This is a genomic window from Kitasatospora sp. NPDC085879 (genome assembly GCF_040686255.1).
GTDB lineage: Bacteria > Actinomycetota > Actinomycetes > Streptomycetales > Streptomycetaceae > Kitasatospora.
Genome location: NZ_JBFBJZ010000050.1, coordinates 1 through 20230 on the forward strand (window position 1 = coordinate 1; position 20230 = coordinate 20230).

At 74.4% G+C, this 20230-nt stretch carries 19 protein-coding genes and 1 pseudogene; 12 read left to right on the plus strand and 8 right to left on the minus strand.

The features are described from left to right. The 5 genes and pseudogenes from kgd to AB0P35_RS29950 form a co-directional block, all read right to left on the minus strand. Positions 1–474 (minus strand): annotated as a pseudogene (gene kgd / locus AB0P35_RS29930) (multifunctional oxoglutarate decarboxylase/oxoglutarate dehydrogenase thiamine pyrophosphate-binding subunit/dihydrolipoyllysine-residue succinyltransferase subunit); the annotation flags it as partial. A 214-nt stretch (positions 475–688) separates the two neighbouring features. Continuing rightward, on the minus strand, positions 689–1132 hold the full coding sequence (locus AB0P35_RS29935) for a nuclear transport factor 2 family protein (protein WP_363516887.1): 444 nt from the start codon (positions 1130–1132) through the stop codon (positions 689–691). A gap of 60 nt (positions 1133–1192) precedes the next feature. After that, positions 1193–2686 carry an FAD-dependent monooxygenase gene (locus AB0P35_RS29940; protein ID WP_363516890.1) on the minus strand — a complete coding sequence of 498 codons (1494 nt, stop codon included), beginning with the start codon at positions 2684–2686 and terminating at the stop codon, positions 1193–1195. Continuing rightward, positions 2683–3726, minus strand: coding sequence for a methyltransferase (locus AB0P35_RS29945; RefSeq protein ID WP_363516893.1), 1044 nt, complete (start codon positions 3724–3726; stop codon positions 2683–2685). The genes AB0P35_RS29940 and AB0P35_RS29945 overlap by 4 nt, the downstream gene beginning before the upstream one ends. An 82-nt stretch (positions 3727–3808) precedes the next feature. Beyond that, a complete protein-coding gene (locus AB0P35_RS29950) occupies positions 3809–4840 on the minus strand; it encodes an acyltransferase domain-containing protein (RefSeq protein WP_363516896.1) in 1032 nt (343 codons plus the stop codon). A gap of 275 nt (positions 4841–5115) precedes the next feature. On the opposite strand from AB0P35_RS29950, the gene AB0P35_RS29955 reads away from it, so the two are divergent. Continuing rightward, positions 5116–6228, plus strand: a complete 1113-nt coding sequence (locus AB0P35_RS29955; protein ID WP_363516899.1) for a ketoacyl-ACP synthase III family protein — start codon at positions 5116–5118, stop codon at positions 6226–6228. Between the two features lie 196 nt (positions 6229–6424). Here the strand turns inward: AB0P35_RS29955 and AB0P35_RS29960 are convergent, their stop codons facing one another. Continuing rightward, a complete protein-coding gene (locus AB0P35_RS29960) occupies positions 6425–7222 on the minus strand; it encodes an AfsR/SARP family transcriptional regulator (RefSeq protein ID WP_306454406.1) in 798 nt (265 codons plus the stop codon). A 530-nt stretch (positions 7223–7752) separates the two neighbouring features. Between AB0P35_RS29960 and AB0P35_RS29965 the strand changes: the two genes are divergently transcribed. The 4 genes from AB0P35_RS29965 to AB0P35_RS29980 all read left to right on the plus strand — a co-directional run bounded on the left by AB0P35_RS29965 (position 7753) and on the right by AB0P35_RS29980 (position 11403). Beyond that, complete coding sequence (locus tag AB0P35_RS29965; protein ID WP_095874316.1) at positions 7753–9021, plus strand: beta-ketoacyl-[acyl-carrier-protein] synthase family protein; 1269 nt, start codon at positions 7753–7755, stop codon at positions 9019–9021. Next, the gene (locus AB0P35_RS29970; protein ID WP_363516904.1) at positions 9018–10253 is read left to right on the plus strand and encodes a ketosynthase chain-length factor; all 1236 of its coding nucleotides are present in this window, start codon (positions 9018–9020) and stop codon (positions 10251–10253) included. Before AB0P35_RS29965 ends, AB0P35_RS29970 begins: the two co-directional genes overlap by 4 nt. Before the next feature lie 61 nt (positions 10254–10314). Next, the gene (locus AB0P35_RS29975) at positions 10315–10599 is read left to right on the plus strand and encodes an acyl carrier protein (protein ID WP_363516907.1); all 285 of its coding nucleotides are present in this window, start codon (positions 10315–10317) and stop codon (positions 10597–10599) included. A 150-nt stretch (positions 10600–10749) separates the two neighbouring features. Then, positions 10750–11403, plus strand: coding sequence for an NAD(P)H-dependent oxidoreductase (locus tag AB0P35_RS29980; protein ID WP_363516910.1), 654 nt, complete (start codon positions 10750–10752; stop codon positions 11401–11403). A 59-nt stretch (positions 11404–11462) separates the two neighbouring features. Here the strand turns inward: AB0P35_RS29980 and AB0P35_RS29985 are convergent, their stop codons facing one another. After that, positions 11463–12500: an HAD-IB family hydrolase gene (locus AB0P35_RS29985; protein ID WP_363516913.1), complete on the minus strand. Its 1038-nt coding sequence runs from the start codon at positions 12498–12500 to the stop codon at positions 11463–11465. A gap of 110 nt (positions 12501–12610) precedes the next feature. Between AB0P35_RS29985 and AB0P35_RS29990 the strand changes: the two genes are divergently transcribed. From AB0P35_RS29990 to hemB, 7 genes are all read left to right on the plus strand, one after another. After that, on the plus strand, positions 12611–12886 hold the full coding sequence (locus AB0P35_RS29990; protein WP_095874320.1) for a glutaredoxin family protein: 276 nt from the start codon (positions 12611–12613) through the stop codon (positions 12884–12886). Positions 12887–13090: 204 nt separating this feature from the next. Continuing rightward, positions 13091–13804 (plus strand): 3'-5' exonuclease, encoded by a 714-nt coding sequence (locus tag AB0P35_RS29995; protein ID WP_363516916.1) that lies wholly within the window; start codon positions 13091–13093, stop codon positions 13802–13804. 101 nt (positions 13805–13905) lie between these two features. Further along, on the plus strand, positions 13906–14820 hold the full coding sequence (locus AB0P35_RS30000; RefSeq protein ID WP_363516919.1) for a redox-sensing transcriptional repressor Rex: 915 nt from the start codon (positions 13906–13908) through the stop codon (positions 14818–14820). Beyond that, positions 14817–16163 carry a glutamyl-tRNA reductase gene (locus tag AB0P35_RS30005; RefSeq protein WP_363516922.1) on the plus strand — a complete coding sequence of 449 codons (1347 nt, stop codon included), beginning with the start codon at positions 14817–14819 and terminating at the stop codon, positions 16161–16163. Before AB0P35_RS30000 ends, AB0P35_RS30005 begins: the two co-directional genes overlap by 4 nt. 41 nt (positions 16164–16204) lie before the next feature. Then, entirely contained in the window at positions 16205–17203 is a 999-nt protein-coding gene (gene hemC / locus AB0P35_RS30010) for a hydroxymethylbilane synthase (RefSeq protein WP_095875593.1), read from the plus strand. Then, the gene (locus AB0P35_RS30015; RefSeq protein WP_363516925.1) at positions 17200–18846 is read left to right on the plus strand and encodes a bifunctional uroporphyrinogen-III C-methyltransferase/uroporphyrinogen-III synthase; all 1647 of its coding nucleotides are present in this window, start codon (positions 17200–17202) and stop codon (positions 18844–18846) included. The genes hemC and AB0P35_RS30015 overlap by 4 nt, the downstream gene beginning before the upstream one ends. 68 nt (positions 18847–18914) lie before the next feature. Then, entirely contained in the window at positions 18915–19895 is a 981-nt protein-coding gene (hemB, locus tag AB0P35_RS30020) for a porphobilinogen synthase (RefSeq protein ID WP_095874324.1), read from the plus strand. A 64-nt stretch (positions 19896–19959) separates the two neighbouring features. Here hemB and AB0P35_RS30025 read toward each other — a convergent pair whose 3' ends face one another. Continuing rightward, positions 19960–20217 carry a hypothetical protein gene (locus tag AB0P35_RS30025; RefSeq protein WP_363516928.1) on the minus strand — a complete coding sequence of 86 codons (258 nt, stop codon included), beginning with the start codon at positions 20215–20217 and terminating at the stop codon, positions 19960–19962. Positions 20218–20230 lie beyond the last annotated feature (13 nt).

A 20230-nucleotide genomic window follows, 5' to 3' on the forward strand; every position in this document is an offset into this window, starting at 1 on the left:
AACGGCCCGCACCGACGTCGCGGTCGGCACCTCCAGCGAGGCGTCCATGTTCGACGCCACCGCCTTCGCCGGACCCCGCAACTGGACCAGCTCGGCGCCTGCCGCGTCGGTCGCCCGGGCTGCCGGCGCCGGTTCGGCGGCGGGGGCCGGCACGGAGACGGCGGCCGGTGCGGGGGCGGGCGCCGGGGGAGCGGTCACGGGCGCCACCGCGGGCGCGGGGACCGCCGCGGTGGCGGCGGGCGTTAAGGCGTTCTGCCCCTGGGCCGCCGCGCTCGCCGGGGCCGCCGCCCCGCCGGGCTTGTAGTCCGCGAACAGGTCCCACCAGGCCCGGTCCACCGAGTTCGGGTCCTGGAGGTACTGCTGGTAGATCTCGTCGACGAGCCACTCGTTGGGGCCGAAGGCCGAAGGGCTCGAAGAGTTGACGGGCACTTCAGGGTGTGGCGACACGGCGCTAACCGCCCTCTTCCGCTTCATATTCGGGATGTTGGACAAACGATACGCGCCCCCGCTCGGGCCCACGCACCGTGTACGGCGGAAACCGGGCAGCGCGCCGGAACGGGCGTAAAAGGCGCATCCTGGAGCGCATTTGACGGATCGCCGGACACCGTCGCGGGGCACCTCGGCGACGGATGCGCCGGAGCGCCCGGCGTGGCACGCCGGGCGCTCCGCACACGGGCCTGGTGGTCCGTCAGGGCCGGCCGTCGTGGTGGACCCGCCGGCTGCGGATCTGCCAGTCGCCATCCACCCGGACGAGTTCGTCGTGGCAGCGGGTGCTGCGGTCGAGCACCGGGGCCTCGCCGAGCCGGACGGCGAGCAGCATCGCGTAGCTCTGGGCGCGCACCGTCCGCTCGTCGACCCGGTCGACGACGAGCATGCCCATCCAGTGCCGGTGCCGGACGCCGTCGGCGTCGAGCTGCTGCTGGGCGCGGCGGATCACCCCGACGATCTCCTCGCGGCCGTGCGCGGGGCGCGGGTTGACGTTGTTGGAGATGGTGGCGTCCTCGGTGAAGGTCTCCACCCAGGCGTCCACCTGCCCGGCGTCGATCAGGTGCATGTGGCGGGCGTAGAAGTCCTGGATCTCCGCGTAGAGCTCCGGGGTGGCCGGCGCGGCGGGCGCCGTCTGCTGGGACATCGGTCCTCCGGGGTGGCTTCGTGGTCGTGGCAGGGGCCGGCGGTCGGCGCCGCGGCCCGGTCAGTCCTGCGCGGCGGCGCCGAACCAGCGGTCGAGGGCGTCCGCCAGGCCGTCGGTGGCGCCCGGCTCGGCACAGGCCCAGGCCACGTAGCCGTCCGGGCGGACGAGCAGCGCGGCCGCGTCCGGGGTCTTCGCCCGGTCGGCGGGCGTGGCCGCCACGTGGGCGAGCCGGTCGGTCCGGCCGTCCGCCCACGCGGCGGGCAGGCCGCCGGAGAGGTCGATCAGCAGCCCCCTGCCCTCGGCGAGCAGCTCGATGGCGTTGACCGGGCCGTCGGGCGTCAGCAGCGGCAGCGGGGGCATCCGCCGCCCCACCAGGGCGTGCGACGGCTCGGGTTCGCCGCTCTCGCCGCGCATCGGGTAGCGGATGTCCAGGCCGGTGATCATCTCGCCGATGTACCGGTTGACCTGGTCCAGGTCCATCAGCTCGCTGAACAGCTCGCGCAGCGGGTCGATCTCCGGCGCCGGGTGCATCATCGCCAGCTGGGCGCGGGTGTTCATGCAGACCCGCTTCGCGATCGGGCGCCGCTCGGCCTCGTAGCTGTCGAGCAGGGTGTCGGGGGCCCAGCCGTTCAGCGTGCCGGCCAGCTTCCAGCCGAGGTTCAGCGCGTCCTGGATGCCGGTGTTCAGCCCCTGCCCGCCGGCCGGGAAGTGGACGTGCGCCGCGTCGCCCGCCAGCAGGACGGAGCCGGTGCGGTAGCGGTCCACCAGGCGGGTGGCGTTCCCGAAGCGGGACATCCAGCGGGCCTCGCCGATGGTCAGGTCGAGGCCGGAGACCCGCTTGGCGGCCGCCGCCAGCTCGTCCGTGGTCACCGGCACGTCCCGCGGGACGGGCTCGACGTCGAACTCCACCGCGACCACCCGGTACAGGCCGTCCCCCAGCGGGATCAGGCCGAAGAGCCCGCCCTCCAGCCGCAGCAGCTCGCGGCCCGAGGGCTGCTCGCCGAGCAGCTGCACGTCGCCCAGCATGGCGTTGACCGTGGAGGCGGTGCCGGGGAAGGGCACCTCGACGAGCTTGCGCACCGTGCTGGCGCCGCCGTCGCAGCCGACCAGGTAGCGGCTGTCCAGCCGGTAGGTGCCGTCCGGCCCCTCGACGCCGGCGGTCACCCCGCCCTCGCCCTGCTCCAGCGAGACCAGCCGGTGGCCGCGCCGGATGTCGACCTTCAGCTCCAGCGCCCGCTCGTAGAGGATCTCCTCCGTCCTGGACTGCGGGACCATCAGGGCGTAGCTGTGCTCCGCGTCGAGCTTGGTCATGTCGACCTTGCGCAGGCCGGCGAAGTGGCCCTTGGGCCACACCGGCACCTGGTCGCCGACCCGGTCCAGCAGGCCGCGCTGGTGCAGGACCTCGACGGTGCGGGAGTGCAGGCCCAGCGCCCGGGACTCGCCGGTGGGACGCTCCAGCCGCTCCAGGACGACGGTGTCGATCCCGGCGAGTCCCAGCTCGCAGGCGAGCATCAGGCCGACGGGGCCGCCGCCGGCGATCACGACCGCGGTCACGGCTTCACCCCGACCAGCACGTAGTCGCTGCCGATGGTGCGGATGCGCTGCCCGCGCTCGACGGTGAAGCCGGCCTTCTCAAGCAGCTCCCGGCCCTCGTCCACGCCGTACTCCGAACCGCCGGTGACGAGCGCGACCTGCAGGCTGCCCAGCAGCGAGCCGAGCTCCGGCGTGCCGTCGTCCAGCATCTGGTCGTAGACGACGACGGCGCCGCCCGGCCGCAGCGCGGCGAAGGCGCGCTCCAGCAGGAAGGCCCGGCGCTCGGGCGTCCAGTCGTGCAGCACGTGCCCGAAGACCAGCACGTCCGCCTCGGGCAGCGCGTCCTCGAAGAAGTCGCCGCCGTGGAAGGAGATCTGCTCGGCGGTGCCGAGCTCCGCCATGTGCTCGTCGAACAGCGGCTCCACGGCGGGCAGTTCGAAGACGCCGCCGCGCAGGTGCGGGTGGGCGGCCACCACGGCGGCGGCGATGTGGCCGCGGGCGCCGCCCACGTCCACGAAGGAGCCGTACCGCGACCAGTCCACCACCTCGGCCAGCTGCGGGCCGACCAGCGCGTGCGCGGAGTCCATGTGCGCCAGGAAGCGCCGGGCGGCGTCCCGGTTCTGGTAGAGCCGCTCGAAGGCGTCCGGGCCGGTGGCCCCCTCCGCCTTGGGCTCGCCGTCGCGCAGCGCCTCGGTGAGCCGGGCCCACATGCCGTAGTGCCGGGCGGCGGCCGCGCGCACCGACCCGCCCAGGTAGTACGGGGAACCGGGCAGCAGGCAGGCCGCGGCCGAGGCGCTGTTGCGGAAGGTGCCGGCGGTCTCCTCCAGCAGCCCGAGCGCGACCAGCGCGCGCAGGAAGTCCGGCACCAGCCGGTGGTTCAGCCCGAGCCGCTCGGCGATCGCCGCGGAGTCCGCCGGCGCCTCGGCGAGCAGCTCGAACAGCCCGGTCTCCACCGCGCTGTTCAGGATGCGCGACTGGGCGTAGGCGGTGTTCAGCCGGCCGATCGCGATCGCCTCCTCGTACGGCACGTACGGGGTGTTCACGGCGGTTTCGGTTCCCATCACAGACCTCCTCGGTCGTTCACCAATCGGGGGCACGCGCCCGCCCGGCACCCGGGCGGGACACGGTCGTTGTGGCGCCGCGTCAGCCGGCGGCCAGGCCGGGCAGCGGGTGGCCCTCGGCGCGCAGGCGCGCGGCGGCCGCGCGCAGCGCCTCCCGGTCCGCCTCCGGCCCGCGCGGCGCCGCGGGCAGCAGGGCCGTGACGGCGCTCTCGCCGCGTCGCACCCGGGCGTGCCGGCGGGCGAGACCGGCCAGGCTCTGCCCGGGGCCGGTCTCCAGCAGGAAGAAGTCGCCGGAGCCGAGCAGCCCGTCGAGCGCCGGGCCGAACAGCACCGGGTCGACCGGGTGCCGCGCCCAGAAGTCCGGATCGGCGGCCAGCTCCGGCGTGAGCGGTGCCGTCGAGTAGGCCGACCAGAGCTCGGTGCGCGGCGCACCGAGCCGCACCCCGGCGTAGACGTCGGTGCTCACCGCGGCACCGGCCGCGGGGCTGTGGAAGGCGGTGGTCGCCCGCACCTCCCGGCAGGTGTGGCCCGCCTCGCGCAGGTCGGCGGCGACCGCGGCCAGCGGCCCGGCGGAGCCGGCCAGCATGGTCTGGCGCGGCGCGTTCACCGCCCCGACCACCACGTCCTCCCGCAGGAAGGGCGCGAGTTCGGCGGCGGTGGCGGCGACGGCCAGCATGCCGCCGGGCGGCAGTGCGGCGAGGCGCTCGGCGCGGTCCCAGAGGACCGCGGCCGCGTCCCGGACGTCGAACACCCCAGCCAGGACGCCGGCGGCCAGCTCCCCGACGCTGTGGCCGAGCAGCGCCACGGGCGCCACACCCCACGCGAGGACCGTCCGGGCCAGCGCGTGGTCCACCGCGAACAGCAGCGGCTGGGCCCGGGTCACATGGTCGAGGGGCACTCGAGGACACTCCGCGAGCCAGTCGTCCCGCAACTGCGGGCCGACCGCGCCGAGCGCGTCGAAGACGGTGTCCATGGCCTCGGTGAACACCGGCTCCCAGCCGTACAGGCCGGTGGCCATGGCGTCGTGCTGCGAACCCTGCCCGGGCAGCAGCAGCGCGACGGGGCGGGGGCCCGCCGGGGCGGGCGGCCCGGGTACGGCTTCGGTCTCCGGCATGGGGGTTCCCTCCTCGTCGGCTGCCGGGGGTCCGGCCTCCGGGGGCGCCCCGCGGCGCCCGTCCGGCACTGTTCCAGCGGGACCTTGCAATCGGCTCAAGACGGCCTCGCGGGCTGCCGGACGGCGGCCCGGGGCGGCCCTTCGAGGCGGGGTCGACCCCGTGTTGATCGGGTGTCGACCCGACGTCGACCGGGTCTCGAGCCGCACTGGGGAGATTGGCCGGGATCCCCCATCGGCCGGCCGGCCGCCGGGCCCGAGCACGCGCGGAGGACCACATGGACAGTCACCAGACCGGCGCCCCCCTCTATGTCGCGGGGTGCGCCTCGTGGCTGCCGCCCGCCGTCACCGCCGAGCAGGCGGTGGCCGCGGGAGAGGTCGGCGCGCGGGACGCCGCCCGCACCGGAGTGACCTCGGTGACCGTCTCCACCGGCCACAGTGCACCGGAGATGGCCGCGCTGGCGGCCCGCGTCGCGCTGCGCCGGGCGGACTGCCCGCCGCAGGACGTCGGGCTGGTGCTGCACGCGAGCCTCTACGACCAGGGGCACGACCTGTGGGCCCCGGCCTCGTACGTGCAGCGCCGGGCGCTCGGCGAACTGCCGGAGCACGCACCGGCGATGGAGGTGAAGCAGGTCTCCAACGGCGGCATGGCCTCGCTCGAACTGGCCGCGGCCTACCTCCGGGCCGGCACCGACCGGCCCGCAGCCCTGCTCACCAGCGGCGACGTCTTCTGCCCGCCCGGCTTCCACCGCTGGACCAGCGACCCGGGCACCGTCTACGCGGACGGCGGCGCGGCCCTGGTGCTCTCCCGGGACGGCGGATTCGCGCGCCTGCTCGGCCGGTTCAACGTCTCGGAGCCGCGCCTCGAAGGCATGCACCGCGGCGCCGCACCGTTCGCCCCGGCGGAGTCGGGCCTGCGCCGGGTCGTCGATCTCGACACCCGCAAGCGGGAGTTCCTCGCCGGGACGGGCCGGGCGGCAGCCGTCGCCTGGGTCGGCGGCGGGCAGCGCCGCGCCCTGGCGGGCGGGCTGGCGTCGCTCGGCCTGGAGGTCGGCGACATCGCCCGCTTCGTCCTCCCGCACCTCGGCGGACGCCGGCTGGCGGCCACCTACTTCCAGCCCTTCGGCATCGACCCGGAGCGGTCGACCTGGCCGTGGAGCCGGTCGATCGGCCACCTCGGCGGAGGCGACCAGTTCGCCGGTCTGGCGCACCTGGTGGAGACCAAGCAGGTCGGCGCGGGCGACCGGGTGGTGCTGGTCGGCGTGGGCGCGGGCTTCTCCTGGTCCTGCGCCGTCCTCGAACTGCTGGCGTGCCCCGACTGGGCCGCCTCCGACACCTGGCCGGACGAGGCGGAGGACGCCCCCGGGGACGGGGCCGGCACGGGCGGCTGAGCACCCGCCGGGGGGCGGTGCCGGCCCGTCCGGCACCGCGGGCACGCCGACGTGCCGGACCGCCCCTGTCCCGGGCTGGTCCGGCCGCTGCTGCCCGCCGGCGTCCGCACCGCCGGTGTCACGGCGGTGGGCGCCGCCTCCCGGCGGGCATGCGGAACGGGACCGCGCCGTGCTTCCGGCGCGGTCGCGGCATCGGTCAGGAAGCGACCGCGTGCCCGGCGAAGCGGTCCAACAGCAGGGTGCGGCTGCGCCGTTCGGCGTCCAGGGCGGGGTCCGAGACGATGATCGCCTGGTGGAGCCGGTACATCCTGGGTGAGGGCTCCAGGCCGAGCTCGTCGATGAAACGGCTCCGCAGCCGCTGGTACACGTCCAGGGCGTGCGGTTTGCGGCCGGAGCGGTAGAGCGCCAGCATCAGCTGGGCGTGCAGGTTCTCGTGCAGCGGGAACTCGCCCACGAGAGATGTGAGTTCGCTGATCAGCTCGTGGTGGCGGCCGAGTCTGAGGTCCGCCTCGATCCGCTGCTCGAGCGCGACGATACGGCCCTCCTGCAGGCGTAACGCCTCGACTTCGAGGAGCGGGCCCAACTGGACGTCGCAGAGCGCCGGCCCGCGCCACAGGGCGAGGGCGGCCCGCAGGGTCGACGAGGCCTGCTCGTCCTCCCCGCGGGAGAGCGCCTGCCGCCCCTCCGTGCAGAGCCGGTCGAAGGTGTGCAGGTCGAGCCCGCCGTTGCTGCGCAGTTGGTAGCCGCCCGGGCAGGTGACGAGCTGGGACTTCGCGGCGGCCATCGAGCCGCCGGCGGCCTGCATCAGCTGCTTGCGCAGCAGCAGGATGTAGGTCTGGATCGTGGTGGACGCGCTGGTCGGCGCGTCCTCTCCCCACAACTCCCGCTTGAGCGCGGAGGACGGGACGATCCGGTTGGTGTGCAGTACGAGCAGTGTCAGGACCTTGCGCGGCTTGGGAGCGGTCGGTGCGACGGGTATTCCGTTGAGCTCCACCTCAAGCGGTCCAAGGACGCGAGCAATCACAGGACATCCTTTGCTAGGAATTCACCGCTGAACAACGCTCGCACGTGGGATCTGAAATCACCGGCGTGGGCGGTGACCGTGCAGATAAACATACCCAGGCGAACCAATTTTCCCCCTTGGCTCTCCAACATCGACGACTTCGCCATCAATCGCGGAAAGTCGCTGCCGACCGCCTCATTGCGGCAGCAATTTGACTCGCAGTCAGGACGCTATAGCACGACCGCGCGGACTGTCCAGAGTAACAATCGTGCAGCCCTGCGGGCGGCCGGGTAAAAGACTTGGTAAAAAGGCCTGCTCGTGGCCGTTTCATTTGCTAAGCAATCCATCCCCATCACCGCGGGTGACCGTGTCGCATCGCAGCGTGCAAGTTCGCACGTGCGGGACCTCTAGGCGGCTTCAAGGGTTCCTGTAGCGCCGGCCGAGATTCTCGACCTGTACAGGCAGGGGGAGCTCCGGACGACTCGCGCTCCACAGACCCGCGTTCCGCCGAGGAGTGGCCAATGAATCGAAGAGTAGTCGTGACCGGAATAGGTGTAATGGCGCCCGGGGGTTCGGGGACGGCGGCATTCTGGGACCTGATCTCGTCCGGCCGCACCGCCACCCGGCCAATAACCGCGTTCGATGCCACGGGGTACCGCTCCAGGATCGCCGCCGAATGCGACTTCGATCCCGCTGTGCACGGGCTCACGCCGCGCGAGGTTCGGCGGATGGACCGTGCGGCGCAGTTGGCGACGGTCGCCGCACGTGAGGCGCTGCAGGACAGTGGAATTTCGGCCGCCGGCGTCCAGCCGCACCGGATCGGAGTCTCGCTCGGCAGCGCGGTCGGCTGCAGTGTGAGCCTCGAGGAGGAGTACGCAATTGTGAGCGATTCCGGCCGAAAATGGCTGGTCGACCACGCGTATACCTCACCCCATCTTTTCGGCCATTTCGTCCCCGGTTCGCTGGCCGCCGAGGTGGCCTGGGCGAGCGGGGCCGAGGGGCCGGCCGCCGTCATCAGCGACGGCTGCACCTCGGGGCTGGACGCCCTGGGCCACGCCGCGGACCTCGTCCGGGAGGGCACCGTCGACGTGGTGCTGGCCGGCGGGACGGACGCCCCGATCAGCCCGATCACGGTCGCCTGCTTCGACGCGATCAAGGCGACGACACCGCGCAACGACGACCCCGAGCACGCCTCCCGGCCCTTCGACAGGACCAGGAACGGCTTCGTGCTCGCCGAGGGCTCCGCGGTCATGGTGCTGGAGGAGTACGAGCACGCCCGACGCCGCGGTGCACGGATCTACGCCGAGTTCGCCGGTTTCGGGACACGCAGCAACGCGTACCACATGACCGGTCTGCGCGCCGACGGGCGGGAGATGGCCGAGGCGATCCGCATCGCGCTGAACGAGGGCCGGGTGGCTCCCGAGGACATCGGCTACGTGAACGCGCACGGCTCCGGCACCAAGCAGAACGACCGCCACGAGACCGCAGCGGTCAAGCTCTCGCTCGGCGAGCACGCCCGGCGGACCCCGATGAGCTCCATCAAGTCGATGGTCGGGCACTCGCTCGGCGCCATCGGCGCCATCGAGGTCGCGGCCTGCGTCCTGGCCATGCAGCACGACCTGCTGCCCCCGACGGCCAACCTGCACGAGCCGGACCCGGAGTGCGACCTCGACTACATCCCGCTGAAGGCCCGGGAGAAGCGGGTCGACGCCGTGCTGAGCATCGGCAGCGGCTTCGGCGGCTTCCAGAGCGCCGTCGTGCTCACCCGACCGGAGAGGACCGCGGCATGACCGGGACGACCGTGGTGACCGGCCTGGGCGTGATCGCCCCCAACGGCGTCGGCACCGAGGAGTACTGGGCCGCGCTGCTGCGCGGCGAGAGCGGGATCCGGCCGGTCGAGCGCTTCGACGCCTCCGGCTACCCCACCCGGCTGGCCGGCGAGATCCCGGAGAAGGCCTTCTCGGCCGGCGACCACCTGCCCAAGCGGCTGCTCCCGCAGACCGACCGGGTGACCCGGATGGCCCTGGCCGCCGCGGACTGGGCGCTGGCGGACGCCGCCGTGGACCCGGCCGAACTGCCGGACTTCGCGATGGGCGTGGCGACCGCCAACTCGGCCGGCGGGTACGAATTCGGCCAGCGCGAGCTGCAGCACCTGTGGGGGTCCGGCCCGGAGTTCGTCAGCGCCTACCAGTCCTTCGCCTGGTTCTACGCGGTGAACACCGGTCAGATCTCCATCCGCAACGGCCTGCGCGGCCCGAGCGCCGCCGTGGTCGCCGAACAGGCCGGCGGCCTCGACGCCCTCGGCCACGCCCGACGCTCGATCCGCAAGGGCACCGCGCTCATGGTCAGCGGCGCGATGGACAGCTCGCTCTGCCCGTGGGGCTGGATCGCCCACCAGTCCACCGGACTGCTCAGCACCCGCAACGACCCCGACCTGGCCTACCTGCCCTTCTCCGAGCTGGCCTGCGGCCACCTGCCCGGCGAGGGCGGCGCCATCCTCGTCCTGGAGGACGCCGGGCAGGCCCGCGAGCGGATCGCCCGGGGCGCCGCGCGGGTCTACGGCGAGATCGCCGGCTACGCCGCGACCTTCGACCCGCCGCCGGACTCCGGCCGCCCGGACACCCTCCGGCGTGCCGCCGAACTCGCCCTGGCGGACGCGGGCGTGGAGCCCGCGGAGGTCGACGTGGTCTTCGCCGACGCCGCCGGAAGCCCGGACGCGGACGGGGCCGAGGCACGGACCCTGCGCGAGCTCTTCGGCGAGCACGCCGTCCCGGTCGCCGCGCCGAAGGCCGCCACCGGCCGGCTCGGCTCCGGCGGCGCCGCGCTCGACGTCGCCACCGCCCTGCTGAGCCTGCGCGACCAGGTCGTCCCCCCGGCCGGGCCGGTGACCGCAGCCGCCGACCGGCACGGCATCGACCTGGTGGTCGGCGCGCCCCGCCCCGCACGGCTGCGCACCGCGCTGGTGCTGGCGCGCGGCCACGGCGGCTTCAACAGCGCCCTCGTACTCCGGACGCCCGCGTGACGCGGCCGTCCGGCACCGCCGGCGCCTGCCGCCCGGCACCACCGACGAACGGAGTGAAGCCATGAGTGAGGCCGTGAAGGAACCGCTGACCCTGGAGGACCTCGTCGCGATCCTGCGCGAGAGCGCGGGCGAGGACGAGGAGGTCGACCTGGGCGGCGACATCGCCGACGTCCCGTTCACCGACCTCGGCTACGACTCGCTGGCCCTGCTGGAGACGGCCGGCCGGGTCCAGCGGGAGCACGGGATCGTCCTGGACGACGAGGCCATGGCCGCGGCCGAGACCCCGCGGCTCTTCCTGGCCGCCGTCAACGAGGTGCTGTGCGGCACCGCGACGAACGCCGGCTGACCGCGTCCGGGGACGGGCCCTCGACGTCGAGCGAGCTGCGGTGGTGCCGCCCGGAGCGGCACCACCGCACCCCGCGCGACCATGACATGTTCCGGCTGGAATAATTGACGGCGCCTCAACTCCTGTACGAACCACGACACTGAAGGCCTGATGTCCTACCTTCTCCACATCGACTCCTCGGCCATGAACACCGGCTCCGTCTCCCGCGAGGTGGCCGAGACCTTCCTCGCCACCTGGCAGAAGGAGCACCCCGAGGGCCGCGTGGTCCACCGCGACCTCGGGGCCGCGCCGGTGCCGCACCTGACCGCCGACGGGATCGCCGCCCGCTTCGCCGATCCGGCCGCCCGCACCCCCGCCCAGGCAGAGGCCATGGAGCTGCAGGAGGAGCTGCTCGAGGAACTCCTCGGTGCCGGCGCCTACCTGTTCACCGTGCCGATGTACAACATGTCGATCCCCTCGACCTTCAAGGCGTGGCTCGACCAGATCATGATCCCGGGCCGCACCCTCGGGGACCCGAAGACCGTGCCGACCGCCGGCCGCCCCGCGGTCGTCGTCGCCAGCCGCGGCGGCGCCTACGGCGAGGGCACCCCGCGCGCGGGCTGGGACCACGTGGTGCCCTTCCTGACCACCGCGCTCGCCGACGCGCTCGGCATGGACGTCGAGTTCGTCGTCCCCGAGCTGACCATGGCCCACCGCAACCCGGCGATGGCCGAGCTGCGCCCGGCGGCGGAGGCCTCGCGCACCCGCGCGCACCAGGAGGCCGACCTGCACGCGCAGAAGATCGCGGCACGCCTGCTCGTCTGACCGGCGACCGGCGTCCCGGGCGGCACCGCCCGGGACGCCGGTCCGGCGGAGGCCGTGCCTCAGGCCGTGCGGCGGCGCCGGTGGACGGCCAGCGCGGCGGCGGTGGCGCCCGCCGCGACCCCGAGCCCGGCGGCCGCCGGCAGACCGACCTTGGCCGCCTTGCGGCCGGTGCGGAAGTCGCGGACCCGCCAGCCGTGCGTCCGGGCGTGCCGGCGCAGCGAGGCGTCCGGGTTCACCACGTACGGGTGGCCGACCAGGCTCAGCATCGGGATGTCGTTGGCGGAGTCGCTGAACGCCGCGCAGCGGGAGAGGTCCAGTTGCTCGCGCCGGGCCAGCGCCTGCACCGCCGCCGCCTTGGCCGGGCCGTGCAGCAGACCGCCGACCAGCCGGCCGGTGTACTCGCCGTCCGAGGTCTCCGCGACGGTGGCCAGGGCGCCCGTCATGCCCAGCCGGCGTGCGATGATCCGGGCGATCTCCTGCGGCGCCGCGGTGACCAGCCAGACCCGCTGCCCGGCGTCCAGGTGCATCTGCACCAGCGCCCTGGTGCCCGGCCAGACCTTGTCCGCGATGACCTCTTCGAAGATCTCCTCGCAGATCTGCTCCAGTTCGGCCGTCCGCTTGCCGGCCACCAGGCCGAGCGCGGTGTCCTGGGCGTCCGCGATGTGCGCCGGGTCCTCCGAGCCGTGCAGCCGGAACCAGGCCTGCTGCCAGACGAAGCGGGCGACGTCGCGGCGGGTGAAGAAGCGCCGCCGGTACAGGCCGACGCCGAGGTAGAACATCGCGGCGCCGCGCAGGATCGTGTTGTCGCAGTCGAAGAACGCGGCCGCCCGCGCGTCACCGGGCGTCGGGGTGTGGTCCTCGGACGGCGCCTTCCTGGCCCGCGCGGCCTTCTCCGCCTCTCTGGCCTTCTCCGCCTTCTCCGTCGTCACGGCCGGCCCGGTGCCCGTTGCGCTCCCCGCCGCGCCGTTGCGCTCCGCGCGCTGCGCGGCGACGGCGAGCAGGTCGGCCTCGGCCGCGTCGGCGGCGGCCTCGCCCGCCAGCGCGGTCCGCTCGTCGGGGGAACGCCTTGCGAGGTGGAGCCTTCGTAGCGCGGCCATGGACCGAGCATAGCCAGGGCGGGGCGGTGTTCCCGTGACGCCCGCGTGCAGGAGCCGTTAACGGTGTGCATCGGCGCCGTGACCCGCGCCGGGGGGCGCACAATGGCCGGGTGAGCCTGCTGCGACGCGACAAGAACAAGAAGCCCGCCGACCGGGTCGTCACCCTGATCGGCAAGCCCGGCTGCCATCTCTGCGACGACGCCCGCACCGTGCTCGTCCGGGTCACCGGCGAGCTCGGCGCCGCCTTCGAGGAGAAGGACATCACCCAGGACGAGGCGCTGTACCGCGAGTACGCCGAGCAGATCCCGGTCACCCTGATCGACGGCCGTCAGCACGACTTCTGGCGGGTCGACGAGCGCCGCCTGCGCGCCGCCCTCGGCGCCTGACGCGCCTGCCGCCTACGGCCGCCGGACCCCGCCGACCGCTGCCGGACCCCGCCGCGCCCACCGCCACCCCCGCCGATCGGCGGGGGTGGCGGACCGAATCGTTGCCGACCCGATAGAGATCACCCGCCGAATCGGTGAATTCGTCGGCTTACGATCGAGCCTGTTTCGTGTCCGCCGGGGGCCGCAGGCGAAGGAGAGAGCGCGATGGGCGGCTATGCCGTCGTCGACGTCGAGGCCACCGGCCGCAGCCCCTGGCGGCACCGGGTCGTCGAGGTCGCGGTCGTCCTGCTGGACGACGGGCTCCGTATCGAGGAGACCTTCTCCACCCTCGTCGATCCCGGCGGGCCGGTCGGGCCCACCCATGTGCACCGGATCGCCCAGGACGACGTGGTCGGCGCCCCGCGCTTCCGCGAGGTCGCCCCGTACCTGCTCGACCTGCTCGCCGACCGGGTCATGGTCGGCCACCACGTCACCTGCGACCACGCCTTCCTGGAGCGCGAGTACGCCCGGATCGGGGTGCCGCTGCCGCCCGTCCCGCTGCTCTGCACCATGCGCCTGGCCCGTACCCGGCTGCCCGCCGCCACCGGTTGGGGCCTCACCGCCTGCATAGAGGCGGCAGGCCTCGGCTGGTACCCGGCGCACACCGCGATGGGCGACGCCCGGGCCGCCGCCGACCTGCTCCGCCACTACGCCCGAACCGGCGCGCTGCCGCCCGCCGACCACCGGGAGCCGCCGCAGGACGCCGCCCCGGTGCCCTGGCCCCGGCTCGGCCGGGCCCGCTCGCTGGCGGGCGGCGCGCCCGTGCCGCTGCTGCGCCGCGAGGCCCCGCTCGGCCCGTGGCCGCAGGGAGTGACCGGATTCGGCGCAGCCGCTCCGGTGCACCCCGGAACGGTACCGGTCACGCAGGGAGGCGAGTGATGCGCATCACTGTGCAGGGACAAATCGGACACCATCTTTGTGCACACGTTCACAAACGCATAGCCTGGCTGCCTAAGCCCAGCTTCACCCTCGGGAGCACCGTGGCAATCGGCCGACCCACCCAGAGCAGTTCGCAGGCGCCCGACACCGGCGCCGCGCGCCGACCCTCGCGTGCCCGGGGCATCCCGGAGGCGACCGTCGCCCGCCTCCCCCTGTATCTGCGGGCGCTGACGGCGCTCTCCGAGCGCTCCGTCCCCACCGTCTCCTCCGAGGAGCTGGCCGCCGCCGCCGGCGTCAACTCCGCCAAGCTCCGCAAGGACTTCTCCTACCTCGGCAGCTACGGCACCCGCGGCGTCGGCTACGACGTCGAGTACCTGGTCTACCAGATCTCCCGTGAGCTGGGTCTCACCCAGGACTGGCCGGTCGTCATCGTCGGCATCGGAAACCTCGGCCACGCCCTCGCCAACTACGGCGGCTTCGCCTCCCGCGGCTTCCGGGTCGCCGCCCTGCTCGACGCCGACCCCGGCGTCGTCGGCACCACCGCCGCAGGCCTGCCCGTCCGGCACATGGACGAGCTGGAGTCCATCGTCGAGAGCCAGCAGGTCTCCATCGGCGTGATCACCACCCCGCCCGGCGCCGCCCAGCAGGTCTGCGACCGCCTCGTCGAGGCCGGCGTCACCAGCATCCTCAACTTCGCCCCCACCGTGCTGACCGTCCCGGACGGCGTGGACGTGCGCAAGGTCGACCTCTCCATAGAGCTCCAGATCCTCGCCTTCCACGAGCAGCGCAAGGCCGGCGAGGAGCCCGGCGGCGGCGACTCCGTGCTCGACCGTGCCCCCGGCCCGGTCCGCGCCGCGGCCGCCAAGCTGCGCCGCGCCGCCGGCGCCGCCAAGGGCGAGCCCGCCAAGGGCGCCGACCGCTCCGCCCAGGGCCGCGCCGCCAAGACCGCCGCCCAGAACGCCGCCGGCCCCACCGCCGGCGGCGAGGGCGACCTCTCGGCGGTGATGCCGGCATGAGCCTGCTCGTCGTCGGACTGAGCCACCGCACCGCCCCGGTCGGCGTGCTGGAGCGCGCCGCCCTCACCGGCGAGGTCCCCACCCGCCTGCTGCACGACGCCGCCGCCTCGGCCACCGTCGCCGAGGCCGCCCTGGTCAACACCTGCAACCGGATCGAGCTCTACGCGGACGTGGACAAGTTCCACGCCGGCGTCGCCGAACTCTCGCTGCTGCTCGCCCACCACAGCGGCGTCGACCTGGAGGAGCTCACCGCCCACCTCTACGTCCACTACGAGGACCGCGCCGTCCACCACCTCTTCTCGGTGGCCTGCGGCCTGGACTCGATGGTCGTCGGCGAGGGCCAGATCCTCGGCCAGCTGCGCGACGCCCTGGCCCGCTCCCAGGACGAGCACACCGCCGGCCGCGGCCTCAACGAGCTCTTCCAGCAGGCCCTTCGGGTCGGCAAGCGGGCCCACAGCGAGACCGGCATCGACCGGGCCGGCCAGTCCCTGGTCACCTTCGGCCTGGAGCAGGTCGCCGCCGGCGCCGGCGAGATCGCCGGCAAGCGCGTCCTGGTGGTGGGCGCCGGTTCGATGAGCTCGCTCGCCGCCGCCACCCTCGTCCGCGCAGGCGTCACCGACCTGCTCGTCGCCAACCGCACCGCCGAGCGCGCCGAGCGCCTGGTCGGCAACCTCGGCACCGGCCGCACCGTCGACTTCGCCAAGGTCCCCGAGGCGCTCGCCGACGTCGACCTGGTGGTCTCCTGCACCGGCGCCGCCGGCGTGGTCATCACCGCCGAGCAGGCCGCCGCCGCCGTCGCCGCCCGCACCGGCGAGGGCCCGCTCGCCTTCCTCGACCTCGCGATGCCGCGGGACGTCCACCACGACGTCCACGAGCTGCCCGGCGCGCTCCTGGTCGACATCGAGAGCCTGTCCCACGCGCACTCCGCCGACGGCCCGGGCGCCGCCGACGTCGACGCCGTCACCGGCATCGTCGCCGACGAGGTCGCCGCCTTCGGCGCCGCCCAGCGCGCCGCCCGGATCGCCCCCACCGTGGTCGCGCTCCGCTCGATGGCGTCCGACGTCGTCATCGGCGAGCTCGCCCGCCTCGAATCCCGGCTGCCCGACCTCGACGAGCGCTCCCGCGCCGAGATCGGCCAGACCGTCCGCCGCGTCGTCGACAAGCTGCTGCACGCACCCACCGTGCGGGTCAAGCAGCTCGCCGCCGAGCCCGGCGGCGCCTCGTACGCCGAGGCGCTGCGGGAACTCTTCGACCTGGACCCGGCGGCCGTGCACGCCGTCTCCGGCACCCCGGCCTCGTCGCCGGGCACCGGCCAAGCCCCCCGCGGCGGAGCGGCCGGATGAACCCCGTCAACCCCCACCGGCACGACCTGGACGAGCACCTCATGAATGGTCAACTGAGCAGCCCCCCGGGCGCCCCCGAGCAGCCGCTGCGCCTGGGCACCCGACGCAGCGCCCTGGCGATGGCGCAGTCCGGCATGGTCGCGCGCGAGGTGAGCCGGGTCACCGGCCGCCCGGTGGAACTCGTCGAGATCACCACCTTCGGCGACACCTCCCGGGAGGCGCTGGCGCAGATCGGCGGCACCGGCGTGTTCGTCTCGGCGCTGCGCGACGCCCTCCTGGAGGGCCGCATCGACCTCGCCGTGCACTCCCTCAAGGACCTCCCCACCGCCGCCCCGGCCGGCCTGCTCCTCGCGGCCGTCCCGGAGCGCGAGGACGTCCGCGACGCCCTGGTCGCCCGTGACGGGCTCACCCTCGGCGAACTCGTCGAGAAGCTCGCCGGCAGCGGCCGCACCGCCCGCGTCGGCACCGGCTCCCCGCGCCGGATGGCCCAGCTGAACGCCTGGGCGGCCGCCCGCGGCACCGCCCTGGAGACCGTCGCGATACGCGGCAACGTGGACACCCGGATCGGCTACGTCGCCTCCGGCGAGCTGGACGCCGTCCTCCTCGCCACCGCCGGCCTCAACCGGCTCGGCCGCGCCGCCGAGATCACCGAGCACCTCGACCCCGAGCTGATGGTCCCGGCCCCCGGCCAGGGCGCCCTCGCCGTGGAGTGCGTGGACGCCGGCCTCGCCGCACAGCTCGCCGCGCTCGACCACACGCCCACCCGGGCCGCGGTCGTCGCCGAACGCGCCCTGCTGGCCGCCCTCGAGGCGGGCTGCTCGGCGCCCGTCGCCGCGCTGGCCGTCTGGGCCGGCACCGAACTGCAGTTGGAGGGCGTGGTCGGCACCACCGACGGCGCCACCCTGCTGAGAATGACCGCCACCGGCCCGCTCGTCCTGGACGAGACGGCCGAGGAGCAGGCGGCGGCCCTCGGCCGCGCGCTCGCTGCCCGGCTGCTCGACCAGGGGGCGGCCGGCCTGATGGGGGAGCGAAACCGATGAGCCCCACCGCCGCCACCAGCCCGTCCAACGGCCCGGCCCAGCCGGCCGGCCGCTGCACCTTCCTGGGAGCCGGCCCGGGCGACCCCGGTCTGCTCACCCTCCGCGCGGTCGACGTGCTGGCCTCCGCCGACGTCCTGATCGCCGACCCGCTCACCGCCGCCGCCGTCCGCGCGCACTGCCCGGCCGGCGTCCAGGTGCACAACCCCGCCGAGGAGGCCGGCCTCGACGTCGCCAGGCTCGTCGCGGACGCCGTCCGGGCGGGCAAGCACGTGGTGCGCACCGTCGACGGCGACCCGGGCCTCGACGGCTGCGCCGCCGAGGAGATGCTCGGCTGCGCCGGCGCGGAGATCGCCTTCGAGGTGATCCCCGGTGTCGCCCAGTCGGTCGGCGTGCCGGCCTACGCGGGTGTGCCGCTGCGCAGCAGCCAGGGTGCCGACGTGCGCTTCGTGGACGCCGCCGCGCTGCTCGGCGGCGTCGGCGTCGACCTCGGCGCGCTGGAGACCACCCTGGTCGTCCGCACCACCCTCGGCCAGCTGCCGGCCACCGCCAACGCGCTGGTCGCCAACGGCCGCAAGCCGGAGGCGGCGCTCTCCGCCACCCTGTCGGGCACCACCACCCGCCAGCGCACCTTCACCTCCACGCTGGCCGGCATCGCCGCCGACCTGAAGGCGGCCCGGGTGCTGCCCTCCCCGGTGTCGGCCCCGGTCGACCCGGCCACCCCGGTGATAGCCGTGGTGGGCGAGCAGGTCGCCCACCGCGCCTCGCACTCCTGGTTCGAGACCAAGCCGCTGTTCGGCTGGAACGTCCTCGTCCCGCGGACGAAGGAGCAGGCGCACGGCCTCTCCGACCAGCTGCGCGGCTACGGCGCCGTCCCGCAGGAGGTGCCGACCATCGCGGTGGAGCCCCCGCGCACCCCGCAGCAGATGGAGCGCGCCATCAAGGGCCTGGTGACCGGCCGCTACGAGTGGATCGCGTTCACCTCGGTCAACGCCGTGAAGGCCGTCCGGGAGAAGTTCGAGGAGTACGGCCTGGACGCCCGCGCGTTCGCCGGCATCAAGGTCGCCGCGGTCGGCGAGACGACCGCCCAGGCGCTGGTCGACTTCGGTGTGAAGCCCGACCTGGTGCCCTCCGGCGAGCAGTCCGCCGCCGGGCTGCTGGAGGACTGGCCGCCGTACGACCCGGTCTTCGACCCGATCGACCGGGTGCTGCTGCCGCGCGCCGACATCGCCACCGAGACGCTCGTCGCCGGCCTGGTCGAGCTCGGCTGGGAGGTCGACGACGTGACGGCGTACCGTACCGTGCGCGCCTCGCCGCCGCCGGCCGAGACCCGCGAGGCGATCAAGGGCGGCGGGTTCGACGCGGTGCTCTTCACCTCGTCGTCCACCGTGCGGAACCTGGTCGGCATCGCCGGCAAGCCGCACAACGTGACCGTCATCGCCTGTATCGGCCCGGCCACCGCCAAGACGGCGGAGGAGCACGGCCTGCGGGTCGACGTGATGGCGCCCGCGCCGTCCGCCGCCGCACTGGCCCAGGCCCTCGCCGAATTCGGCGCCCGGCGCCGGGACACCGCGGTCGCCGCCGGCGAGCCGGTCTACCGGCCGAGCGAGCGCCGCCCCGGGTCGCGCCGCAAGGCCGCCCGCTGAACCCCGCCGCCGGGGAGGTACCGAGCCTCCCCGGCGGCTCCGTGTCGTACCGGAGAGAGAAGCAGCAGTTGTCCGCCGAATTCCCGACCGTACGCCCGCGCCGCCTCCGCTCGACCCCGGCGATGCGCCGGCTGGTCGCCGAGACCCGCCTGCACCCGGCCGAGCTGATCCTGCCGGCCTTCGTCCGCGAGGGCATCACCGAGCCGATGCCGATCACCTCGATGCCCGGCATCGTCCAGCACACCCGGGACACCCTGCGCCGGGCCGCGGTGGAGGCCGCCGAGGCCGGCATCGGCGGCATCATGCTGTTCGGCGTCCCCGAGGTGCAGGACGCCGTCGGCAGCGAGGGCACCAACCCGGACGGCATCCTGCAGCAGGCGATCCGCGACGTGGTCGCCGAGGTCGGCGACCGGCTCGTCGTCATGTCCGACCTCTGCCTGGACGAGTACACCGACCACGGCCATTGCGGCGTCCTCGCCGAGGACGGCTCCGTCGACAACGACGCCACCCTGGAGCGCTACGCCGAGATGGCCGTGGTGCAGGCCGACGCCGGCGTCCACCTGGTCGGCCCCTCCGGCATGATGGACGGTCAGATCGGCGTGGTCCGGCGGGCCCTGGACGAGGCCGGCCACCAGGACACCGGCATCCTCGCCTACACCGCCAAGTACGCCTCCGCCTTCTTCGGGCCGTTCCGCGAGGCGGTCGGCTCCTCGCTCAAGGGCGACCGCAAGACCTACCAGCAGGACCCGGCCAACGCCCGCGAGTCGCTGCGCGAGCTGGAGCAGGACGTCGCCGAGGGCGCCGACCTCGTCATGGTGAAGCCCGCCATGGCCTACCTGGACGTGCTGCGGCAGATCGCCGACGCCTCCCCGGTGCCGGTCGCCGCGTACCAGGTCTCCGGCGAGTACTCGATGATCGAGGCCGCCGCCGCCAACGGCTGGGTGGACCGCGAGCGGATCATCCTGGAGACGCTCACCTCGATCCGCCGGGCCGGCGCCGAGCAGATCCTCACCTACTGGGCCGTCGAGGCCGCCCGGATGCTGGCGTAGCAACGCCGGGAGGCCGGGCCGCGGGGTCAACCCGCGGCCCGGCCTCCGGTGCGTCTGCGGCCGGTCAGCCGATGTGCGCCTCGCCATCGGCGCCGCCACCGATGGACGTGCTGGTGGCCCAGCCCCAATCCTGGCCGATCACGGAGATGTTGCTGGTCTCGGCCCAGCCGTGGCCCTCGCCCGCGACGAACGGGTCGTCGGCGGTGGCGACCAGGCCGGCGCCGCCGCCCGCGTCCACGTGCGCCTGGGCGGGCGCCGCGACGCCGGCCACGGCCAGTGTGCCGACAGCGGTCAGCAGGGCCTTGCCGAGCACGGTCTTCATGATGGAGGGGTCC

What these genes read in the sequence shown, in the direction of transcription:
- AB0P35_RS29970 (WP_363516904.1), top strand. Translation starts at nt 9,018, where the DNA reads ATGACCGGGACGACCGTGGTGACCGGCCTGGGCGTGATCGCCCCCAAC.
- AB0P35_RS29980 (WP_363516910.1), top strand. Translation starts at nt 10,750, where the DNA reads ATGTCCTACCTTCTCCACATCGACTCCTCGGCCATGAACACCGGCTCC.
- AB0P35_RS29995 (WP_363516916.1), top strand. Translation starts at nt 13,091, where the DNA reads ATGGGCGGCTATGCCGTCGTCGACGTCGAGGCCACCGGCCGCAGCCCC.
- AB0P35_RS29950 (WP_363516896.1), bottom strand. Translation starts at nt 4,840, where the DNA reads ATGCCGGAGACCGAAGCCGTACCCGGGCCGCCCGCCCCGGCGGGCCCC.
- AB0P35_RS29975 (WP_363516907.1), top strand. Translation starts at nt 10,315, where the DNA reads ATGAGTGAGGCCGTGAAGGAACCGCTGACCCTGGAGGACCTCGTCGCG.
- AB0P35_RS29965 (WP_095874316.1), top strand. Translation starts at nt 7,753, where the DNA reads ATGAATCGAAGAGTAGTCGTGACCGGAATAGGTGTAATGGCGCCCGGG.
- AB0P35_RS29985 (WP_363516913.1), bottom strand. Translation starts at nt 12,500, where the DNA reads ATGGCCGCGCTACGAAGGCTCCACCTCGCAAGGCGTTCCCCCGACGAG.
- AB0P35_RS29945 (WP_363516893.1), bottom strand. Translation starts at nt 3,726, where the DNA reads ATGGGAACCGAAACCGCCGTGAACACCCCGTACGTGCCGTACGAGGAG.
- AB0P35_RS29955 (WP_363516899.1), top strand. Translation starts at nt 5,116, where the DNA reads ATGGACAGTCACCAGACCGGCGCCCCCCTCTATGTCGCGGGGTGCGCC.
- AB0P35_RS30005 (WP_363516922.1), top strand. Translation starts at nt 14,817, where the DNA reads ATGAGCCTGCTCGTCGTCGGACTGAGCCACCGCACCGCCCCGGTCGGC.
- AB0P35_RS30025 (WP_363516928.1), bottom strand. Translation starts at nt 20,217, where the DNA reads ATGAAGACCGTGCTCGGCAAGGCCCTGCTGACCGCTGTCGGCACACTG.
- AB0P35_RS30015 (WP_363516925.1), top strand. Translation starts at nt 17,200, where the DNA reads ATGAGCCCCACCGCCGCCACCAGCCCGTCCAACGGCCCGGCCCAGCCG.
- hemC (WP_095875593.1), top strand. Translation starts at nt 16,205, where the DNA reads ATGAATGGTCAACTGAGCAGCCCCCCGGGCGCCCCCGAGCAGCCGCTG.
- AB0P35_RS29935 (WP_363516887.1), bottom strand. Translation starts at nt 1,132, where the DNA reads ATGTCCCAGCAGACGGCGCCCGCCGCGCCGGCCACCCCGGAGCTCTAC.